Source organism: Candidatus Hodgkinia cicadicola (genome assembly GCF_002774925.1).
Window position 1 is genome coordinate 1 of sequence record NZ_CM008789.1, and the last position, 21,264, is coordinate 21,264.

Consider the following 21,264-nt stretch of genomic DNA (forward strand, 5'->3'; position numbering starts at 1 on the left):
ATTCCAACCAACACAAAAACCTGATAATAACTTACATACTAATCAAATAAATAATTAAAAATTAATAATTAAACTATAAATTAAAAATTGATTTAATAATAGTTAACTACAATCGGTAAATCAAGCAAAATATACCAACTACCTTTATTATTTTGAAAAGATCCAAACACATTAACAACATGTATACACATTACTAACATCAAATATCGATCATGGATGTTGTATTAATAATTGATAATTAATAATAAAATAAAGATATAAATCTAATGGCCACATAAAGAATACTTTAACTAATTATGATAATTGATCAAATTATTTGATAAATTGTATTATTTCGATTAATCATTATCAGTGATAGATTTTATATAAAAAATATTATCCTTTAATATAATTAGTAAAGCTATATTGCTGTTTTAGTATTATATAAAAGAAATTAATTTCTTGATAGCTTCATGCATAACAACCATCTACACATCGATACAATTATAGATTTAAGTATCTAATGATATAAAACGCATATAATACATCTCAAGATTCAAATTTCTTATATTTTAACAATTTATTACTTTAATAGAAACTTTACCAATCAATTCGATGTTATCATCGGATAACTACCTAATAAGTATATAAAACATATACTAAATTTATAACATAAATACCTATCATATTTCTCTTTAAACTTAATCAGTATTAATACTCTAAATGATTACCTACATTTTTTATCAATAAACAACCAAACATAACAAACCAACATCAGTAACCAACATATTAATAACTGCATATAATATTTCTAACTTCATGAAAGATATTAAACTTATAGCTTGATATTAAATTAATATTATCTTTGTATATAACAACATTACCAATAACTTATCTATACATTAGCTGATATCATACATATCTCTTTTTTGTTTGTTGTCATTAAATATGCAGATCATAAATATGAATAACAACATTAAAAAACATCAATGAATTCTTTTAAAACATTAAATCAAGATATAACAGGTTGTTATCAATCTCATAAATTTTGTATGATGTTACTTCTCGTTTATTGATATTATTTCCATTTCGTAGTACAATTCATGATGCTCTTAGTCTATTTATATATATTTACATATATACATTTTAATTTAAATTAAAGTCTTTATCCCTATCAAATCTCTTTAATGTACCAACATCTAATAATTAGCATGGAGTAGTAATTATTGATTGTATAATTCTATCTCTAACATATAACATATAATATCCCATCGTTGACACTAAACGATTTCTTTGCCTTACTCGTCCTCTAACTAATACATATTTAATTAAAACACTCATTGTTTAATCAAAGAATTTATTAGATAGAATTCATATTTCATCCGAAGGAACCTATCCAATTCTCTAACTATTTTATACCTAGATCTTTCTATTAACAGGATCGCTTTTATTTAACAATTTACTTTCAATCAACCTATGTTCGTTTATAAATCCCGTACCAACCAATGGTACCTTACCTAACATAATCTTATCTTTTATCATGGATATTTCATAGTTGTTATTAGATATTATAGCTTTTATTACTGATTTTATTGCTCCTTGGAAGGAGATAGCGGATAGTATAGATTTTAGATTTACACATGCATTTGTTATTCCAACAATCTGTCTATCACCTATTACCATCTTTCCTCTTAATATCTTAATATAATTATTAATTCTAGAAACATCTTGTCAATTATAACAACATCCAACCTTCAGGAGTGAATTACCTGGATTGGATATACTTACTGTGTTAGTCATTTGCCTCAAAACCATTTCAATGTGTTTACTGTTAACATTAACTCCTTGGTTACCATATATTTCTTGAACAATACTAATAAAATAATTAAAAAGATCATTGAACCCATATACTTCAGCATAATTCGACAAATCATGATCTCCATGTAAAATGATTTGTCCTTGTTTTATCATCTTATTTTCTTTAATAAAAAGTTTAACATCTAAATCAGAATAAACAACAGGATATTCGTTGATTTTTTTCGGATCAATAATGAATGATCTGTTTCCATTACTATCAGTTCCATGTTTCAATAACCCAGCTATTGGACTAATGATTGAAATGTTATCATCATCAATGCTGTTATCAAATAACTTCGATAATCTTTCAAAACCCTCAGTCAATGCCATGTCATTTTCATCTTCATCTTCATCTTCATCTTCAATCGAGACTTCTAAGATCCCATCAAATAAATTTATTTTCTCATTAGGATTTATTATAAATTTATTCCTACTATTAACGGAAACATAATGTAACCGTTTCTTTCTTCCAACATCCAAACCAATCAATGACATTTCTTTTCTTATAACATCGGGTTTAATATTAGTTATTATTTTTTTAGTTATATTGTGGGTTTGTTTCTTAATATTTAAGTAATACACTAAGTTTTCAAAGAATAAAATACCACTAACTAAACTCAATAAATTTTTTGACTTAATACAGTTAAAACATAATATTTCTTCGGCTTCAACGTACTTATTGTTCGATACTAACAAGTGAGTACCTCTTAATAGTTTATATTTTCAAAGTTCAATACCATTTTTAACAATTGATAATACACTATTAGAATTAACAACAATTATATCATCTGATTTTGATACAATACACGTAACATCTTTGATCTTAACAATTCCTGAAAATGGTGATATTAAACAGTTCTCTATTACCTCTCTATGAGTTTTATCTTCACCATTTGTTAATCCATGGAATGTTCTTAATGTAAGTTGGGTTCCGGGTTCACTAATCGATTGAGCTGCCAAAACACCAACAGAATCACCATATTGTGCTATATTTCCACTACCCAATTCTATCCCATAACAACGTTTACAGATACCAAGTCTTGCTTGACATGTCAACGGAGATCTGATCCATAAACCACCATTACAATTCATTAATATATTACAAATATTATATTCAGTAATTAGTTCATTCCTCTTTATAATTATTTTTTTATTTATTAATATCGGTTTAGCTATAAATCTTCCAATCAATCTGTTCTTAATAAATTCAAAATTTATGATCGGTTTAACATGTAAACCTGTATCGGTATCACAATCATCTTCACTTATTATCCATTCTCTCGTTGATTCAACAAGTTTTCTTGTGAAATAACCGGAGCTTGCAGTTTTCAACGTTGTATCGATCAATCCTCTTCTCGATGAAAATGTACAATAAAAGAATTGAATTAAGCTTAATCCTTCATTATAAGAGTTCAAGATTGGCAATCTACATAGTTTTCCATCAAATCCAACGATGTATCCTCTAGAACCAATTAACTGTTTGATCTGAGACAACGTGCCTCTGGCACCAGAGTTAACTATTAGTTGAATCGATGTTTGTTTTGAACTATATCCTGTTATTTCTAAATTAATGTTATTATTAATAGCATCTAAGACCTTCGGTCATATTAACAATGGCATCGAAATCTTTTGTTTGTTGCTAATCTTTGATCAGGATTTTGTTGTTTTTGATTGTATATCTCTAAGAAGTTTTCTTTTATAACTTTGATTAGTAAAATCGGAGTCTGACAATGACATACCAGATTGTGTTGCATATTTAAATCCTAATCTCATCAGTTTTTCACAAAATGTTGTCATTTGTTTTAATCCGCATTTGTTTTTAACTAATTCGATTATATCAAAGATTAATTGTTTGCTAAATTCGGGATAATTTCATTCATATAAAAAATTACACTCTGACGGAACTAATTCCGATATTAACAAACGACCTGGTGTTGATAATATTTCAGTTATCTTTCCGTTTACAATGATTCTGAATTTAACCTTGGTATGTAAGTTTATTTTTTTAAAGAATAGAATTTTGTGTACTTCGTTGTATGAGGATAAACATATATCCTTGTGTTCTGGTGATATTAACGACATGTAGTATAAACCGAGAATCATATCTTGAGATGGCAGGATGCATGGATCACCATGAGCTGGATGCATTACATTATTATTAGCCATTAACAACGTTGTAGCTTCGATTCTAGCACTAAAACTGAGTGGAACATGAACTGCCATTTGATCACCATCGAAGTCAGCATTGAAACCAGAACATACCAATGGATGTAATCTTATAACTTTTTCATTAGTTAGTTTCACTCAAAATGCTCTTATACTTAACTTATGCAACGTTGGCGCTCGGTTTAACAACACCGGACAGTAACTTACTACTTCTTCTAAGATCTTATAAGTTAAATGTATATCATCTTCTAGTATTTTTTTGATTGATCCTCTGTCATTAAGATTCGATTTCAACATTAGTTTAGAATAAATGAATGGTTTAAATAATTCAACGGCCATTGATCTTGGTATCGAACACTCATTTATAGATAAGTTTGGTCCTGATACTATTACACTCCTACCGGAATAATCTACCCTCTTACCTAATATGTTATACCTAAACCTACCTCGTTTTCCTTTCAACATTTCAGCCAATGACTTCAGTGCTGGTGTATTGTACTTATTGGGATTACCAACATTTGAAGAATTATCAATTAAATCATCAACTACCTTTTGTAATAATTTCAAACCTTCGATGTAACTATCAAATTTATCGATATTATTTGATTCAATCTCGTTTGTTGTGATTAAATGATTGTTGTTAGCGATTATTATATGTTTATAAAGTATATTTAAATCAGAATTTACTAACGTATCATCATCTAAAACTATAGTCGGCCTCAATTCAGCAGGTAGAACTGGTAAGATTCTTATCACCAATCAGTCCAAACTAATATTATTTGATATAAAACCTTCAACTATTTCCAACCTATTCTTTATCCTATCCAATAATTCCTCAGACTTTATATGTTTGATCTCTTTTGTCAATTCTGTCTTGATTTTTTTAACCTGAACGTTTGATAACAATTCCATAATAGCCTGTCCTCCTGATGTCACTGAACATCGATCATTCCTCATTCACATGTTTCTGTATGTTTCGGTTGATATGATTTGTCCGCTTCTGTATTCATCTAGATTAGACTCTGTTATAACATGAAGTTCACAATCAATTATACCTTGAATTATTTCAACGTCCATGTTAAGTAATTCAGCTAAAATGTTGGGTGTTGGTTTATAAAACAAAGTATGCATTACTGGTGTTGATAAAACAATATGTCCGAATCTAGATCTTGTTTGTAACCTATCAGCACCAAGGTATATACCACAAGTTTGACAGATCATTTTGTTGTCTATTTTAGGTATTGAACATATACATTCGTTTTTCTTCCTAGAACCAAATATTTTCGGACAAAATAAACCACCAATGATTGGTTTTCCATCATTATCATAGGTATCTGCATTGCAGATTTCACCATATGACCATGACAATATAGTTTCTGGTGATGTTATCTTAAATCTAAGATTAGATATATTTTTACTAAATACTGACAACATGTTGGTTATTTTGTTACTTCAATTTCAATACACATTGAAAATAATTCTCTTACTAAAACAGCCATACCTTCAATTTGATGAGGGGTATACCTTGAATATCCTTTTAAGATAGACTCTTGGATCTCACGTCTTGCCACTATGTCATCACATTTTGCTGTTAACGATTCATTTAAACACCGTGCAACACCATAGCTCTGCAACGCCCATACCTCCATTTCACCCAATCTTTGACCACCTAAATTATTTTTTCCTTTAAGAGGTTGTTGAGTTACAATCGAATATGAACCTGTTGATCTGGCATGGAGTTTGTTATCAACCAGGTGATTTAATTTATATATATATATAATACCTACTGATGTAGGTCTATCAAATGGCAATCCAGTTATACCATTGTATAATTGAACCTTTCTAGTAGAATTAATTAACAACCTTCTGTTAAAATCTTTCAAATATGTTTCAAACGAAACATTAAACAACGGACAAGATATCTTTACTCCTTGTGATAATTCAGTTAATAAGACCAAGATCATGTTGGTTGTTAAATTATTTATATTTGGATATATTTCAGTTAGCTTTGGTATTACCATTCTCAATATTCGTTCGTCATTGGTTTTATAAAACATATTTAATACATTTTTAAATTCTAAACCAAACTTATAACTAATTAAACCAAAACTAACTTCCAACAATTGACCAATGTTCATTCTAGATGGTACACCTAACGGGTTTAGAATAATATCTATTGGTGTTCCATCAGCCATGAATGGCATATCTTCCTTCGGAACTATCCTCGATATCACACCTTTATTACCATGCCGTCCACATATTTTATCTCCAATTTTAATTGATTTACGTACAAGTAATTTAATCTTAATAATTTCTAATACTTTACTATCCGCATCTTGTGTTTCATCTGTTAACCTATTGGTTAATTTAGATAACATAACCGCTTCCAATTTATTTAAATAATCTAAATATTTTTTATACAATAAATTAAGACCATCTTGAACAACCTTATTTTCAGATAAAAACGAACATGTTACATTCGGACTCTCTATATTACTAACCTGCAATAACAAACAACATCTCCTAATATATTTTCTTGTTACAACATTCCGACAATATATATAATCTTCTAGATCTTTATTTTGATAACTTCATTCTCCATTTGATGATCTTTCTATTTCTAAAACTGTTGCACATTCTATACCACTCGGTACTCTAAGTGAGGTACTATATACTAAGTCCATAGAAACCTTATCCCCATATTCTTTCTCTTCTGCGATATCATTAATTCCATCTATTACTTTCATTTTTTCCTCAATCACTCCATCCTTTCCATCTATCACATCATTTTCTTCATCTGAACTTAATTCATCCCCACATATCTCTTTGAATTCTTCTTTCTTCCTTTGCGCATCTGATCTCGGAGCCAACTTACCTACCAATACATCTCCTTCCCGAACATTACTACCCACTTTAACTATCCCGTTGAGATCTAGATATCTTCGGTACTTTATTGGTAATTCAATAATGTCAGAGCTTAATAATTCATTACCAAATGGAGTTTTCATAATTTTTGTTTCAAGTTCTGTTATGTGAAATGATTTAAAGATACCTTTACTAATGATATTATCAGAAATTATTACCGAATCTTCAAAGTTATATCCTTCCCAACACATAAATGCTACTAATAGGTTGGCACCTAAACTCATTTCTCCATCATAACTTGATTGACATTCAGCAATAACATCTCCTTGTTTCAAGATTTGTCCAAAGTTAACAACTGTCCGCATTCTTTGATACATCTCTTGATTTGATGTTCCCGATTGCGGTAAAATATAAACTCTTCGTTTCCGATCTTTTGGTTCATAAACAACAACCCTCTTGGAATCAAGACTAACTACTACCCCATAATTTGATGCCACAATGTTATGACCAGTATCTCTCATTACATTGATTTCTTCTCCAGTTCCAACCAATGGCGGTCTCGGATTTAATGGAGGTATGGCTTGTTTCAACATGTTCGCTGCCATTAATGCTCGTGTCGGGTCGTTGTGTCCAAGAAATGGTATCAAACAAACAGCGGGTGAGAACACTTGACTATTCGACACTAGATTCAGATCTACTTTATTATTATTTATTATTTTGATTTTATTTCCAGTTAAACACGTAACCAATTCCTTCTGAAATTTATCTCATGATAAAGCAACGTTTAATCGTTTTTCTTCGAAATGATTTAAATATATCACCCTGTTATTAATTAATCCATTACATGTTTTATAATATCCTGTCAATATATACCCGTTAACATCAACGTTGGCGTATGTTGATAGTGTTAAAACCAAACCAATGTTCTGACCTTCAGGTGATTCAATCGGACATATCTTGGCTAGTTGTCATTTTTTTGTATCTCTTATAGTGATTTCAACATTTTGTTGTGTTACTCCACCTTCACCAAAACATGTTAATTTACCCTTATGAGATAATTCCGATAAACTATTAACTTGATCAAGGTATTGACATAAATTTGATGAAATAAAGAATTTATCAATATTTTTTTGTATTTGTTTCATACAACCTAAAAAGATATTAATCATCATGACATCGTCAGGTGGATCATTTGTATCGTTAACGCATAATTCACGTTCCAACGTTTTCTTAACAAGATCTATTATCATATCACCACTTCCCTTTACTACCCGAACATTGCAATCAACGTGCTTAAAATTACTACGATTAATTGATATCTCCTTCCAAATTAAGATTAAATCTCTTTTAGTTAAAAGCTCTAAGCCATAGTTTGAGCTATCGTTTGTTAAATCATTTAAAAAAATCCTTCCTGGAAGTGTTAATTCAACATCATCGATATCTTCATAAGTTATTTCACTTTTATCTCTTAGTTTTGCTTCAATTATTTCATTAATAATATGAAAAATTTTATTAGATTTGGTTATTGTTAAAGAACTTGAATAAGTTAATACACTGTTTTTATTTAAAACCATTTTCTCACCAATATTAACAAATTGGTTCTCTGATCTATTAGAGTGACCGTTGACAATGATGTTATTGCCAATTTCGAGATATGTTATTATAGTTTTTTTCAATCTAAGTGATCATTTCGAATTATATTTAAATTTATTTTGATAACAATTACTTCAAGTTAAATAACACCATTTTCCTTTGTAAAACATTACTTCTTTTGTTCCATAGGTATTCTTAAATATATGGGAATGTTTAGTTTTTAACTTCAATAGACTTGCTAGAAGATCAGATTCACGGGTATTGTGTTTTATCTTAGATTTATTTATTTTTAGATAATCAAGATATTTATCTTTTAAGCTTATTGATTCACTTTCCTGATCAAACGATACTGCTGATTGTTTTATCAGTTGCATTACTAATATTTTTTTAGTGTTATTAATGATCAGAATTCCATTTTTTGTTAACCTTGGTAAATTCATTAATGGTACATTAAAATCATGTCGATAACAAATAAATGCAATGTCATTTTCAAAGTACCATCATGTAATATTTAATTCAAGCTCAAACATGGTCGATCTCTCACTCTTAATAAAATTTCTAATTCTTACTAATTCTATGTTTCAATATTCAAAATCAAGAGGAAACAACGTTCGTATGTTTAATTCTAATTTCGATATTTTTATTCCTTCATTGTTATACTGGCCTCATAATATGTTGTTATAGAGCCTACTTTGCAGTCCGCCATGATTCAAATATGGTTTTTCGAGTAGGTTATTATTAAGATTAAATCTTTTATTCAAATGTTTACGTAATTTTCGATGTAACTTCGAGATAATCTCTACTTATTATAGTGGTTACTACATTTTGTTTAATCTTCATTTTGTTTAATCTTAATATCTTTATTATCTAAAATAATACTCTTAATTAGGTATCTTTGATCTATTTTATTTGGGTTTTTGTTCATTGGTAGAACATCGGTAATAAACAGAATTAACATGTTAAATCCATGATTCTATATACAAAACTTGTATCGATTCCAAGTTTATAACTAGCCGCTCTTAGAGCAGCTCTTGCCACTTCTTCGGAAGTTCCTTGTATTTCAAATATTATTCTACCAATTCCAACCTTAAATATCCAATCATATACTTCCCCTTTTCCTTTACCCATTCTAACTTCAATTGGTTTCTTTGTTATCGGTATATTTGGAAAAACTCTTATTCATAGCTTACCTACTTTCTTTATGAACTTAGAAATAGCAACTCTAGCAGATTCAATTTGAATACCATTAATTCTACCACTACTTGTTGCTCTTAATCCATAAGTTCCATATTCAATAAAGCAACCAGCTTTAGATTTTGTTTTGTAATGCCCTCTAAATTGTTTTTTATACTTCGTTGCTTTTGGCTTTAGAATCATTTATATGTAATCAAACATTCAAATAGGTGTTACTAGCTATTTAATAATTGATGTCAATAATGAGACATATCGGTAAGAAATATTTCTGTAGTAATCACCATCATCTTTAAAACATAACATTAATTATACTTACTTAACAGTACTTATCTTCTGCTCTTTATAAGAGACTTTATATAATTCTTATTTCAGATCTTATTTTTTTTTAAATCGAAGATAACAGTAATCTGCTACCATATTTCTCTATGGTATTCACATTGAACATCATGGTTCTTGTTGTTAATCATTTACAAATTAATAAATACAAACAAATTAATTAAAAAATTTTAACTAACAATTCAAATATAATTTATCATAACACAAACATTGACATCGAATTGTTTACATCACATAGTATATTACTGGTTTAAAAAAATTTGTAGATATAAAGATAATATTAACAACGATTATAATCTTTAACTATTAACTTTAAAATTATCGTGTATTTCAATAAATTAATTATTTCAACTTCATTGTTATCTGATTGTTATAATTTAACTACTAACGTTTAATATCTTCTAAAATTATTTACATAAAATATGAAATCCTTAAGAACATTACAATCGTTTAATCATTAGATCTAAATATCAACATTAATTTGGAAACATTAAAACATTAATGTTATAATAAAAATTTGACTATAATATTAAATTATTTACATCAATCAAGATTGAAAATAATAAATTTAATTTACTCTTTATAATATGGATACATCAATTTCTTCAATGTATTTTTATATACAAATAAGAGATCTTTAATAAGAGATCTTTAATTTCCAAGATCGTTGTTAATAATATCAAAAAAAATATTACTCGTAATAATCATTAATTTATACATCCCAAACATATACATTAATTAACTTAAAAAACCAACCATTACTTATTATCTATTAGTATTATTTATATATTTCAAACTAAGATTGACATAATCTTATAATATTCAAATCTCTATCAATTTAAATATAATTACACTATAACCATGTTTGGTTGTTTGTTTAATTACATTACTCTTAATTACAATCCAAATATCATCATATTAGTAAACAAATGTTAATAATTTTTATTTTTAACTAATGTTTAGAAATATCTTTATTAATATCTATATTAAATATTTGATGCATATTTGTAATAATGGAATTAAATGTTCTCAAGGAGTAAATAAACGATACTTGTCTGTTATGGCAGAATCTTTATGACCTCATTGAATTTATATACCTGTTACACTAACAACGTTGTAATAAATTTTATGATCATTTTATCAATAATAATGTAGTACCGAAAATAATTCTTTAACTATAATATTTAATATCAATAAAGATAATAATTTTAATCTGTTTAAATTTATTGGATTATCACTTATGTTTAATTTAACTTAAATAAACATATGGTCATATGGATTCTTAACTGACTTATAATAATCATTGAACTTATTGCTGTACACAAGTTCTGATTATAATTAATATGAAAACGTGTGATTATGACTTACAAAATCCTAAGAGTAATCTATAATATAGATCAAGATTAATAATTTAAATCTGAAATATTATTTTAATCGTTTGAAAGCCATTTATTTTAATTTTTTAAAAATAAAAGATATTATAACGTCAATAAATAACATAATCAAAAAAAAGGACTAACATCCTAATTCCATATTTTAATAGATCTAACAAAAGTTAATATCCTACTAATAGTTAAAAAACATAAATCAAAGATAGAATTCAAGTTATTTTTATGTTTGGTCGTTTGTTCTACTCATAAATACATTCAAATTATAATTAAAATTCTCGATCTTATTTTTTATAAATAGTTTTAATATTATTGATATATTGGTATTTCTAATAATACTATGATGATAGTCATGCCCATTGATATACTAACACAATCTGAAGTTTTAATCAAAATAAATATATTTAATGATAAAATTATAATTGATACAGTTATTCATATGACATTTTTTTTTAAAATTTGTTTTATCCATCATGATATAACAACAATGTTTAAATTTACCAACGCAATAATATAATTATTATAACATACAAAATCTCAATATTAAAGATTATACTTGGTTAAAATCTATAAAAATAACTATTAATTTTAATAACAATATTGTTATCTATTGTTAATATTTTGTTAAATCAATATAAAAAAACCATATGACATATCTCATTATATAATGTTGAGTACAATCAAGATTTTAATAAATAAGTTTTTTTGAATTAGTATTCAATTATTTTCTAACAACAAATAGATGTTAAATAAGTTGACTCATAGAAGTCGATTATGTTATTATATATTCCAAATCCCATTATATTATAAAACCCAATAACTATTTGATTTTAAACTTCTATCGAATACAACCATTAAGTCATTAGCAATTTTTCTACCTTATATTATTAATAAGTTTTTATATTTCTATTAAATTTACCCGTAGAAATTCTTATATCATATAATATGTTTGTTGTAATATTTAAAGATTAATGTCTATTTGTTATTGTTATTATTTAACTTAACATACTGTTGTTGATAATTGTAATTCAAATATCAGTATGTCGACTCATTTCAACAAGTTATAAACAAACTGATAAATCGTTATATTATCTATATCATTATAAAATCCAATATCTTCATACTTCATTTGATTTAAAAACACATACTACACATTACATATTAATCGTGTATGTATTAAATAGATTCCCATTTAACCAAATAATTATGATGATGTTCGGTTAGTTCTAACAATCACATATTATTATCAATGTCATTAATATTAGACAAAAAAATATTAACAACCAAACATTAGTTGAACCCATTATACCAATAAATTAAACAAAAACCATCGTATCATCTTAATATTTTAATCATCAGTATCTGTTTTCCATCAATTTAAACTACTCTTATTAACATATTACCTATTCTATTTATGTATTAATAAAACATTTTACACACCTGAATCGCTGAAATTTTATGAGTTATATATTGGATGTCCCTATCAATTATATAATAGAATAAGTTTTTTTTTACCATTTCCCTCTTTGTACTAACAATACCCATAGGTCTATGGTATTTCTGTTTATTACAATTTAAATTAGTTAATTATACTTAAATTTTACTTTCTGTTTATTATTGTTAATTCTAACTTGATCTAATGTAACTTGTAGTCTTTTTTTGTCCTTTGTGAAATACTTAATTTGTTTTCTTAGTCTTAATATTAAAAGTAACTTATTTAAACAATATATTCTCTCAATTTATCATTTTAGATCTATCTTACTTATTGATAACCAATCATTGTTACCATGTTTGTTCCAAACCTTTGATAAAGGTATCAATCAATCAATATTAGATTGATCGGTGTAATCTACAATTCTCATGAATTGAATTTGATTTCAAGTTAAATCATTTAATACTTAAACCATTAGTACAACACATTAAAGTTAATGTTATCGTTCATGATAGTAATTACTTCTAATATCATATAAGATTATCATGACCTTTGAAATAGATATCTTTTGGATTCTAAATTAACCACAGGTCAGATATTTAAATCTTGGTTGTATCAAAATTGAAATTAAGAATGATAAGAATCTCTATTAAGAACAAAAATTATCGATTTTAAACGATAGAAATTAAAAAACCCAAGTAGAGATTAGTAGTTAGGGATTTAATCCTTAAACCAATACCAATTAATGTTTGAACTTTTAGATCAACTTTTTAATTTGAAGATCTTCTTGTTTGGGATGATTAATGTTAATTAAAGTTATCAATATTTCACCGATACAAAACTTTTAAAAAAACGAAAACATGAATACCTTCAAGAATCTCATTTCCAATTAAACGATCATAAAGTATTGACATGACCCATAGAAAGGGGCAATAAATAACACAAATGGTTAGTTGAAAATCGAACTTATCTCTGTTATTATACTATTGTTATTCACAACAAAATAATTATTTACTTATAAGATCAAATAATATCAATAACATAGATTTTATATCAATTTTATTGTTGTTGATAGTTCAGTGATAGAAATGCTGGCTCTGCCAGCTTAAATGTTTAATCAGTATCGCTAACATATGAAAATTATAATCGATTTAATATTTATACTTGAAATCAACATGAATTACCAACCTATAATAATCTTCTAAATATATATCCTCAATTAACGACCAGAAATTATTATTTAAACAACACTAGAACTCATGGAGTTTTTGTTTATAACTTCTTATACTATCTTTTGGATAATAGCTAATACCATGTTGTTTATTTCTAATATTTTTTAAATAGTGGTTCTAACTCTATTTGTGCTTGATCTAAAATTTAATCTAAATTCAAAGATTATATTGATCTTAAGTTCTACAATTAAACAAATCTAAAATCAACAGTTCCTATTTTTTAAAAGTATAGAGAACAACGTAAACATCGATATTGTTTTCGTTTATTCTGATCTTTGAGAAAATAACCTATATACGTATGTATATATATATATTTGTTTTTTTAAAACTTATTCTAACTTCGATTTACCATTATTTCGATTAGTACTATGGTCGTTATCATACCATTTACAATGATATTATTGATATTAGTTATAATTTTTTTTCAACGTTTTAGTTTTGGTATTATTCAATTCTCCACTGAAATTAATATCTTCGTACAATTAATTGTTTTAATTCTTTATATTTTTCACTTAATAAGTCATCTGTTCTTAAATCTATAACAACATCTCGTCTAATCAAAATTTAAGATAATTTAAATACCATCCGATTATTCATGTTTATTTTATCTATTATTTCAATTTTCTTAATACTTTCTTATAAAAATCAATATCGTTATCATTAATTATGATCAATATTAAAATAATAGTTAAATAGCATAAACAATATTTAAAATGTTAACTCTGTTTGTTTAATGACATACATAGAAACATAATTTTTTCTTGGTCTTTAATATAACACCTCACTTTCTGTTTAAATTTAGATGTATAATCTAACAACAATTATTTACTAAATTTTGAGCTAGTAAAAAATAGTATCATTAATATTTTCTGAAGTTTAATTAAATTTTATAATCGAAACAAAAATTGTTTGTTTAATAAATCTCGATGATATTTAGGATTAACTTAAAATCAAAAATAGTAAAAAAATGTTAAGAAATAAGTTCATAGATGTTAAATCAATGATGATTGAATCAATAATATAACTGAATCTCAACACCTCTATTCCAATATCGAATAACCAAATTAAATTGAATTAAATCTTAGCATAAAATATGTCGAAGAATATAAACTATTGTATGATTCTTTTTGGCCTAATAACAAACAATAATAAATTATGTTTCAATCTTGATTAACTTAATTGTAATGTATCAAAAACCCAAATATATATAATAATAAATCAAATATAGAATAAATACATTCAGATCATTTATATAAAAAATACTATTTAAGAATTTAGATATTATATATATAAATATTATGTAGAAAAATTATGTTAATCGAAGTTTTTTTATTAATCCCTTAACATGAGAAATCACTGATATTATCAAATCTTATGAACTAGGATGTTTTCTCCATATTTAATTAGATTAGTTTAATCTAATAAGTTAATAACGTTATTACTTGTTTAATTAAAGAAAATTTATCTGTTTATAATAGACATCTAGTGAAGAATAATATAGTGACCAATGATCTATATGTTTTACTTACATCTATATTTAATGTTGTCATGTAGGCCAACATCGAACCAATATATAATCCTCAATCTCATTAAACATTAAAACTATTTAATTCTTAATTATATTTTTTTTAAATACTTTTTCTTTAAATCCAATTAATTGGCATTTATCTTAACAACAATCCCATTTCTCCTTAATATAACATTATTGTTAATCCCAATGTATTCATTCACTAATCTATAACTATACTATAGAACCGATTAGAGAATAAAACAATTACTGTTCCAAAGTTATATTTTTTAACAACAAAAAACTTAATAATATACCATAGTTAGTTTCTATTAAATATATGTTTAACATTTATTACTATTATTAAAATTAAGCATATGTAGTAATAATTAGATATAAATACACCAATCCAACTTTTGGTTTAAACATAATGATATAAAACTAATAGTAAAAACGAGGTACCATTAGCCAACAAATCATTGAATAATTAAATCAAATTAATTAACATTTGATATATTATTTTAACGTTGAATTTAGTTTTATTGTTCCAAATCAGCTATTACCAAAGACATAGATCAAATATATCCAAAACTACTTGTTTTAATTGGTTATTTTATTCTTATCATAAATAACATGTATATATGGTTTATTGAATAGTCAAAAATAACATGTTTATTCAAGTATTTCAGTATTTTCATAATTCCTAATAAAGATATAGTTACAAAGCTACTAAACATCACTAAAATTGGCAGTTTATTCTTATAATTAGTTGAATATCAACATAGGTATCAATACACTATGGGGTAATATTGAACTATTGGGCTAAAGTCAACATTACTTATCAACCAAACCAATAAATCTTTTCATTATAATAATCTTATAATCACTTAAGAAGTATTATATGTTTGCAATCCATTAAGTGCTTCGGTGTTTAATTATTAAAAAATATGATCTTATAGATCTCGACTCCGTTACTAAATTTACATTCAGATCAATATAGCGATGTTTGATTGATCCAATGAAATATTTATCAACAAACAATTATTATTTGTTTACCAATATTAACAGTTATTCCTAGAAATCGAGTTATACTCATTGAGATAATTAAAAAAATAGTTATAACTACGGATCGTTAACAATGAATTAAACGACTATGGTCTTTAGTATATTTAATCAACATGTTTTACTTATAACATTATAATATGTACGTGATAAAAATATGGTATCAATTTATAGATATTGATGTGTGTTATTTATTTATCTTATCATAGATTTGATTTGATTACAGATCGATATATTTATATCATATATTTATGACTTATAATATAAGGATGTTGTCCGCAGATTTTTCTATTGATATAACACATTTATTAGGTTGGTATTAACATATAATATAAACTTTAAGATATTTTATATTTTCAAACATATCAAAACATGGTAATATCTAAATGAATTAATTCAATTATTTTTAAATTATAATCTAAATATATATAATTTGTACCGAATAAAATCTATATGTGCATTTGAACTTTATAAAGAATCTCTTCCAAGATTATTTCTAATAACAATTAACAAAAAAAACTACCAGACACATAATCATGTTGATTAAAATAAGTTCAAAACATTGATATTAGTACCTTAAAAATTTTAATAAGGATCGATGTTATTCTTCACCTAAATGTTGTAGCATGTTAATCGCAATGCAGACATTTATCTTAAATCATTATAACATATATCCATGTATATTTGAATAATCATATTATCATTTTAGACTTATATCATATCATTATATCTAATGATCTGTTAATAAGATTAATTATCTGTAAATCTTTAGTTCGTATCGTTGAATACTATTTCTATTAATGAAAGAGACCAACCTACTAGGTTGTTACTATGATGTTGCAGTTTTCATTTTATTAAGTTAACCTATCTTACCAATTATATTAAAACATTTATCATAAACATAACCAAGATCCGAATATTTATCTCTATAAACAAAACAACTATTCGAAACAACGCCCAAACATCCTGTTAATTAATAATAAAATTATCAATAGTTAAATCAATTTAAACCTGTCCATTATTCTGATTTTCATTGTGTTTATCTATTTTTCTACCATTGTTTGCTTTATTTTTCCCTATTTCTCTTATTTTTAATATTTGAGTAATACTTCCATATAATATTCTCGTTCATATTTTACAAAAATTATTAAAATCTTTAATAGACAAATGATATAAAATGTTAACCATCTATGATCTGCTAACGAATGTACTATGACTAATACTATGACTAATAGTGGACCCAATATAATTGTTATTATTTATGTTTAATCCAGTTTATTATTTTTTATTCTACGTTTTATTAATTCTTATCTCTCAATAGAAAGGTTTTAACTTAACACCTAATCACAACAAAAATTATAATCTTATAAATCGAAATTATAAATATACCACTAAGACAATGGTCATTTAAGTTTGGTTACCATATGTTTATAGACACCCTCTTTGATACATGATAGTTATATTCAAACAAAACCAGGTATACATGTTTCAATATTAACATATTATCTGATCGTAGTTTTTTCACTAACTTGATGTAAGCTTTTAACTTATTATCATAAGAAATGTAATTGTCATGCATTAGAAGCTGATATTAATATCGAAATAAGATAAATAATAAGTAATGTTAAAAAACAAATAATATTTTGTATTACAAATTATATTCTTGATTATAACAATATATGAACAACCCATGAACAACCAATAAATTAATAAATAAATAAGTAATAATCCTCTTATAACCGTGTTGGTTTATTATTTATAAAATACTTAATTCTATAATTACATGTAAAATAGATAAATATTTAAGACATATATTTAACTGCTTCATGTTATGGAATTTATAACGTATGTTTCTTCGATATCAACATACCATATCTGTAATTTATCTAAAATCTGTTATTATGTAAATTAATACTAGTTTAGTAAAGATAAAAAACATAAATTATTGTAAATGTTCACATCTAGATATTTAATCAAATATCATCAAAATCATGAGAATTAGCTTGATATTACCAAGATTTTAATTGGATTTTGTTGTTATCTTTATATAAAATTTCTAAAAAAAGGATTATAAAATAAATTATGGAAATATTATGATGTGTTGGTATGATATTTGTTGGTATTATAAATTTGTTTGTTATAATAAATCTTCTAACCGGTTGTCTAATAACCAAGAAATTATAAATAATTAACAATTACATCTAATACAAGTTAAATGATTTCTTTGATTGCATTTCTGAACATAATTGAAAATACTTTTACCTGAAATTTTTACTAATCTTATTATAATATTATACATATGATTATCTAGGTTATTTGTATCGTAGACATGTTGTTATTTTGTTGTAATTGGAGTTAATGATCTTATCAATGAAAAAAACCATTCACTATTTGTTGTCAATGTACTTGTATTAATTTGAAATGTTCGTGATCTCACATGTTAGGTCCTTGTTATCGTGATTTTAGCATTAAATTCTTTTATTTTAATCTATGTCTATTATCCTATGGAATTTTGATTGTGTATTAATTGGCATTTGTAGTAATAATGCTTTTTATATATAATATATCAATCAAACTGTTGGAACTAATAAAATAATCCGATCCTGTTTTGTATATTTAACTACAAAATATTATTCTTGGTATGAAACGTTTGTTTATTTTTTTAATCATTTCTGTCTGAAGTTTAACACCAACATTTAACATCTAATGTTATAACACCATCATTCGATAAGTCATAAGGTTTTTCCATTTCAGCAGTATAATCAATATGATCAGGAGTATCTAATGGCATTAAATTAAACATCGTCAGAACAAATCTGTCTTTAAACTTTTAGAAACAACATCTAATGTTATCGTTATTCTATGTTCCCTTTTTTAAAAACCACAACAATCCATGTTGGTATTTCCATCATGAATTCTCCCGATGTTATTTTGTTTATCAATTATAAATAACGACTTCTTAATGAAGATTGTTTTATTAACATCTATTATTGATTATCATACCAATATTCTTTTATTCTTATGAGATTTAATTTTATTATCTTATACGAACAAACGTTTGGTTGTTTTTTTGTCTAAGTTGTTCATGGTTTTTTTCGTTCAAATGAAGAACTTTTTTCCTAGAATAGTATCTATTATCTCTAAAATCAACCTCAATCCATGCTGTAATCACCCTATGTTATTTTTTTGTAACATCAACCATCTATTTTAAACCTAAACCCTAATCTTTATATCAATGGGTATAGTCGTTGGTGTAGAATGTGAAATAACATTTAACTCTCATATTTCTAACTTCTAATATATGTATAACATTATCAAAATACGATGTAACATTATTAAATGTTTTGTATATAATCTTCAAGGGATTTGTGTGTAATTTATCATTATACAATCCAATGATTATGGATATTTGGATAAATGTTATTTTAATAAGTTTTATTATTTGTATTGCGGTAATCTTTTAATTTAACTACCCTGTTTTAAATAATACATTATTATTATAATTTATTCAATACAACAACAACATGAATATTAAACTTATAATAAAATTGATGTAAACATCTATCAGACAAACATTATCAATATTAATATCTGATTAAACTTAAAAAAAATTAACATGATCAATGATAACAAAAAATTATCATCCTAATTCATAGTTTTTAATAACGTTTCAACTTATTAATCTGATAACAACCTTCAATATGTATATATATATATATATATTTAACAAGTTATTATACCTATGTTGTTTAGTCTACTTTAGTTATTATAATATTTCTTAATCTCAATAGTAAGCATAACATTATTAACTCAACGTTGAACTAAAATTAAAGATCTTTAGTTTTTTTCCTTTTTTGTTATTTTATGTTCTAGATATCATATTACAGATATTAATTAATTTCTTGGAAGTCTCAACCAAATGATTCTAGACTAATATCTTTAATCTTTTATTCATTAAGTATTCTTAAATTAATTTTGTTTTTCATATTATATTTTTTTAATAAATTAATTACTTCGTTTTTCATCAGATTTCTTTAATAAGTTATAAATTCGTTAATATGGTAGCCACAATTGAACAACCACTAAGTTTTCAATGTTCCTGACACTAACAATTGAAAACAAACAATATTACTTTTATATGTTTAATTTTTATAACAATTATAAACTTCACTAATAATAATAATAAATTATCAATCCTTAACCAATATTTTAAATAAAATCTATTGGTATCTAAGACTTAACATCTTATAATTGAAAATATTTTGATAATATCAATAAAAAATGAACTGTCGTTTAATGATCTTAAACGTTGTAATAGTGTTGTATATTTATTTAGATATTAGATAGAATAAACCAACAGATATCCATCTTTAAATGATGATTGTTTCTATTTAAAATGATGTTATACCAATAATTGTATGTTATGAATACTTCTAAATATTATAAATTAATAACATCGTTTATTATTTAAATCATAAATATACCTATCAATTGAAATTAGGTTCTTACTCATGGATGAAAATAAATCAAAAAAAACAATCGAAGAAAAAATTAATAATCAATCAATCTACTTGATGAAGAACATATTAATATTACATGAAACATTATATATAGTATACAACATTTTGTTGATACACCGATATGAATTAAAAA

The 21,264-nt window shown here is 25.1% G+C and carries 3 protein-coding genes and 1 pseudogene; all 4 read right to left on the reverse strand.

What is annotated here, in order from left to right:
• Positions 1 to 1,398 precede the first annotated feature (1,398 nt).
• Positions 1,399 to 5,436, reverse strand: coding sequence for a DNA-directed RNA polymerase subunit beta' (locus MAGTDC_RS01305; RefSeq protein ID WP_146656716.1), 4,038 nt, complete (start codon positions 5,434 to 5,436; stop codon positions 1,399 to 1,401).
• 5 nt (positions 5,437 to 5,441) lie between these two features.
• Positions 5,442 to 7,472, reverse strand: coding sequence for a DNA-directed RNA polymerase subunit beta (locus MAGTDC_RS05860; protein WP_462138612.1), 2,031 nt, complete (start codon positions 7,470 to 7,472; stop codon positions 5,442 to 5,444).
• Between the two features lie 291 nt (positions 7,473 to 7,763).
• A pseudogene (locus MAGTDC_RS05865) lies at positions 7,764 to 8,990 on the reverse strand (hypothetical protein); the annotation flags it as partial.
• A 421-nt stretch (positions 8,991 to 9,411) separates the two neighbouring features.
• On the reverse strand, positions 9,412 to 9,834 hold the full coding sequence (gene rplP, locus MAGTDC_RS01315; RefSeq protein WP_146656721.1) for a 50S ribosomal protein L16: 423 nt from the start codon (positions 9,832 to 9,834) through the stop codon (positions 9,412 to 9,414).
• Between the last annotated feature and the right edge of the window lie 11,430 nt (positions 9,835 to 21,264).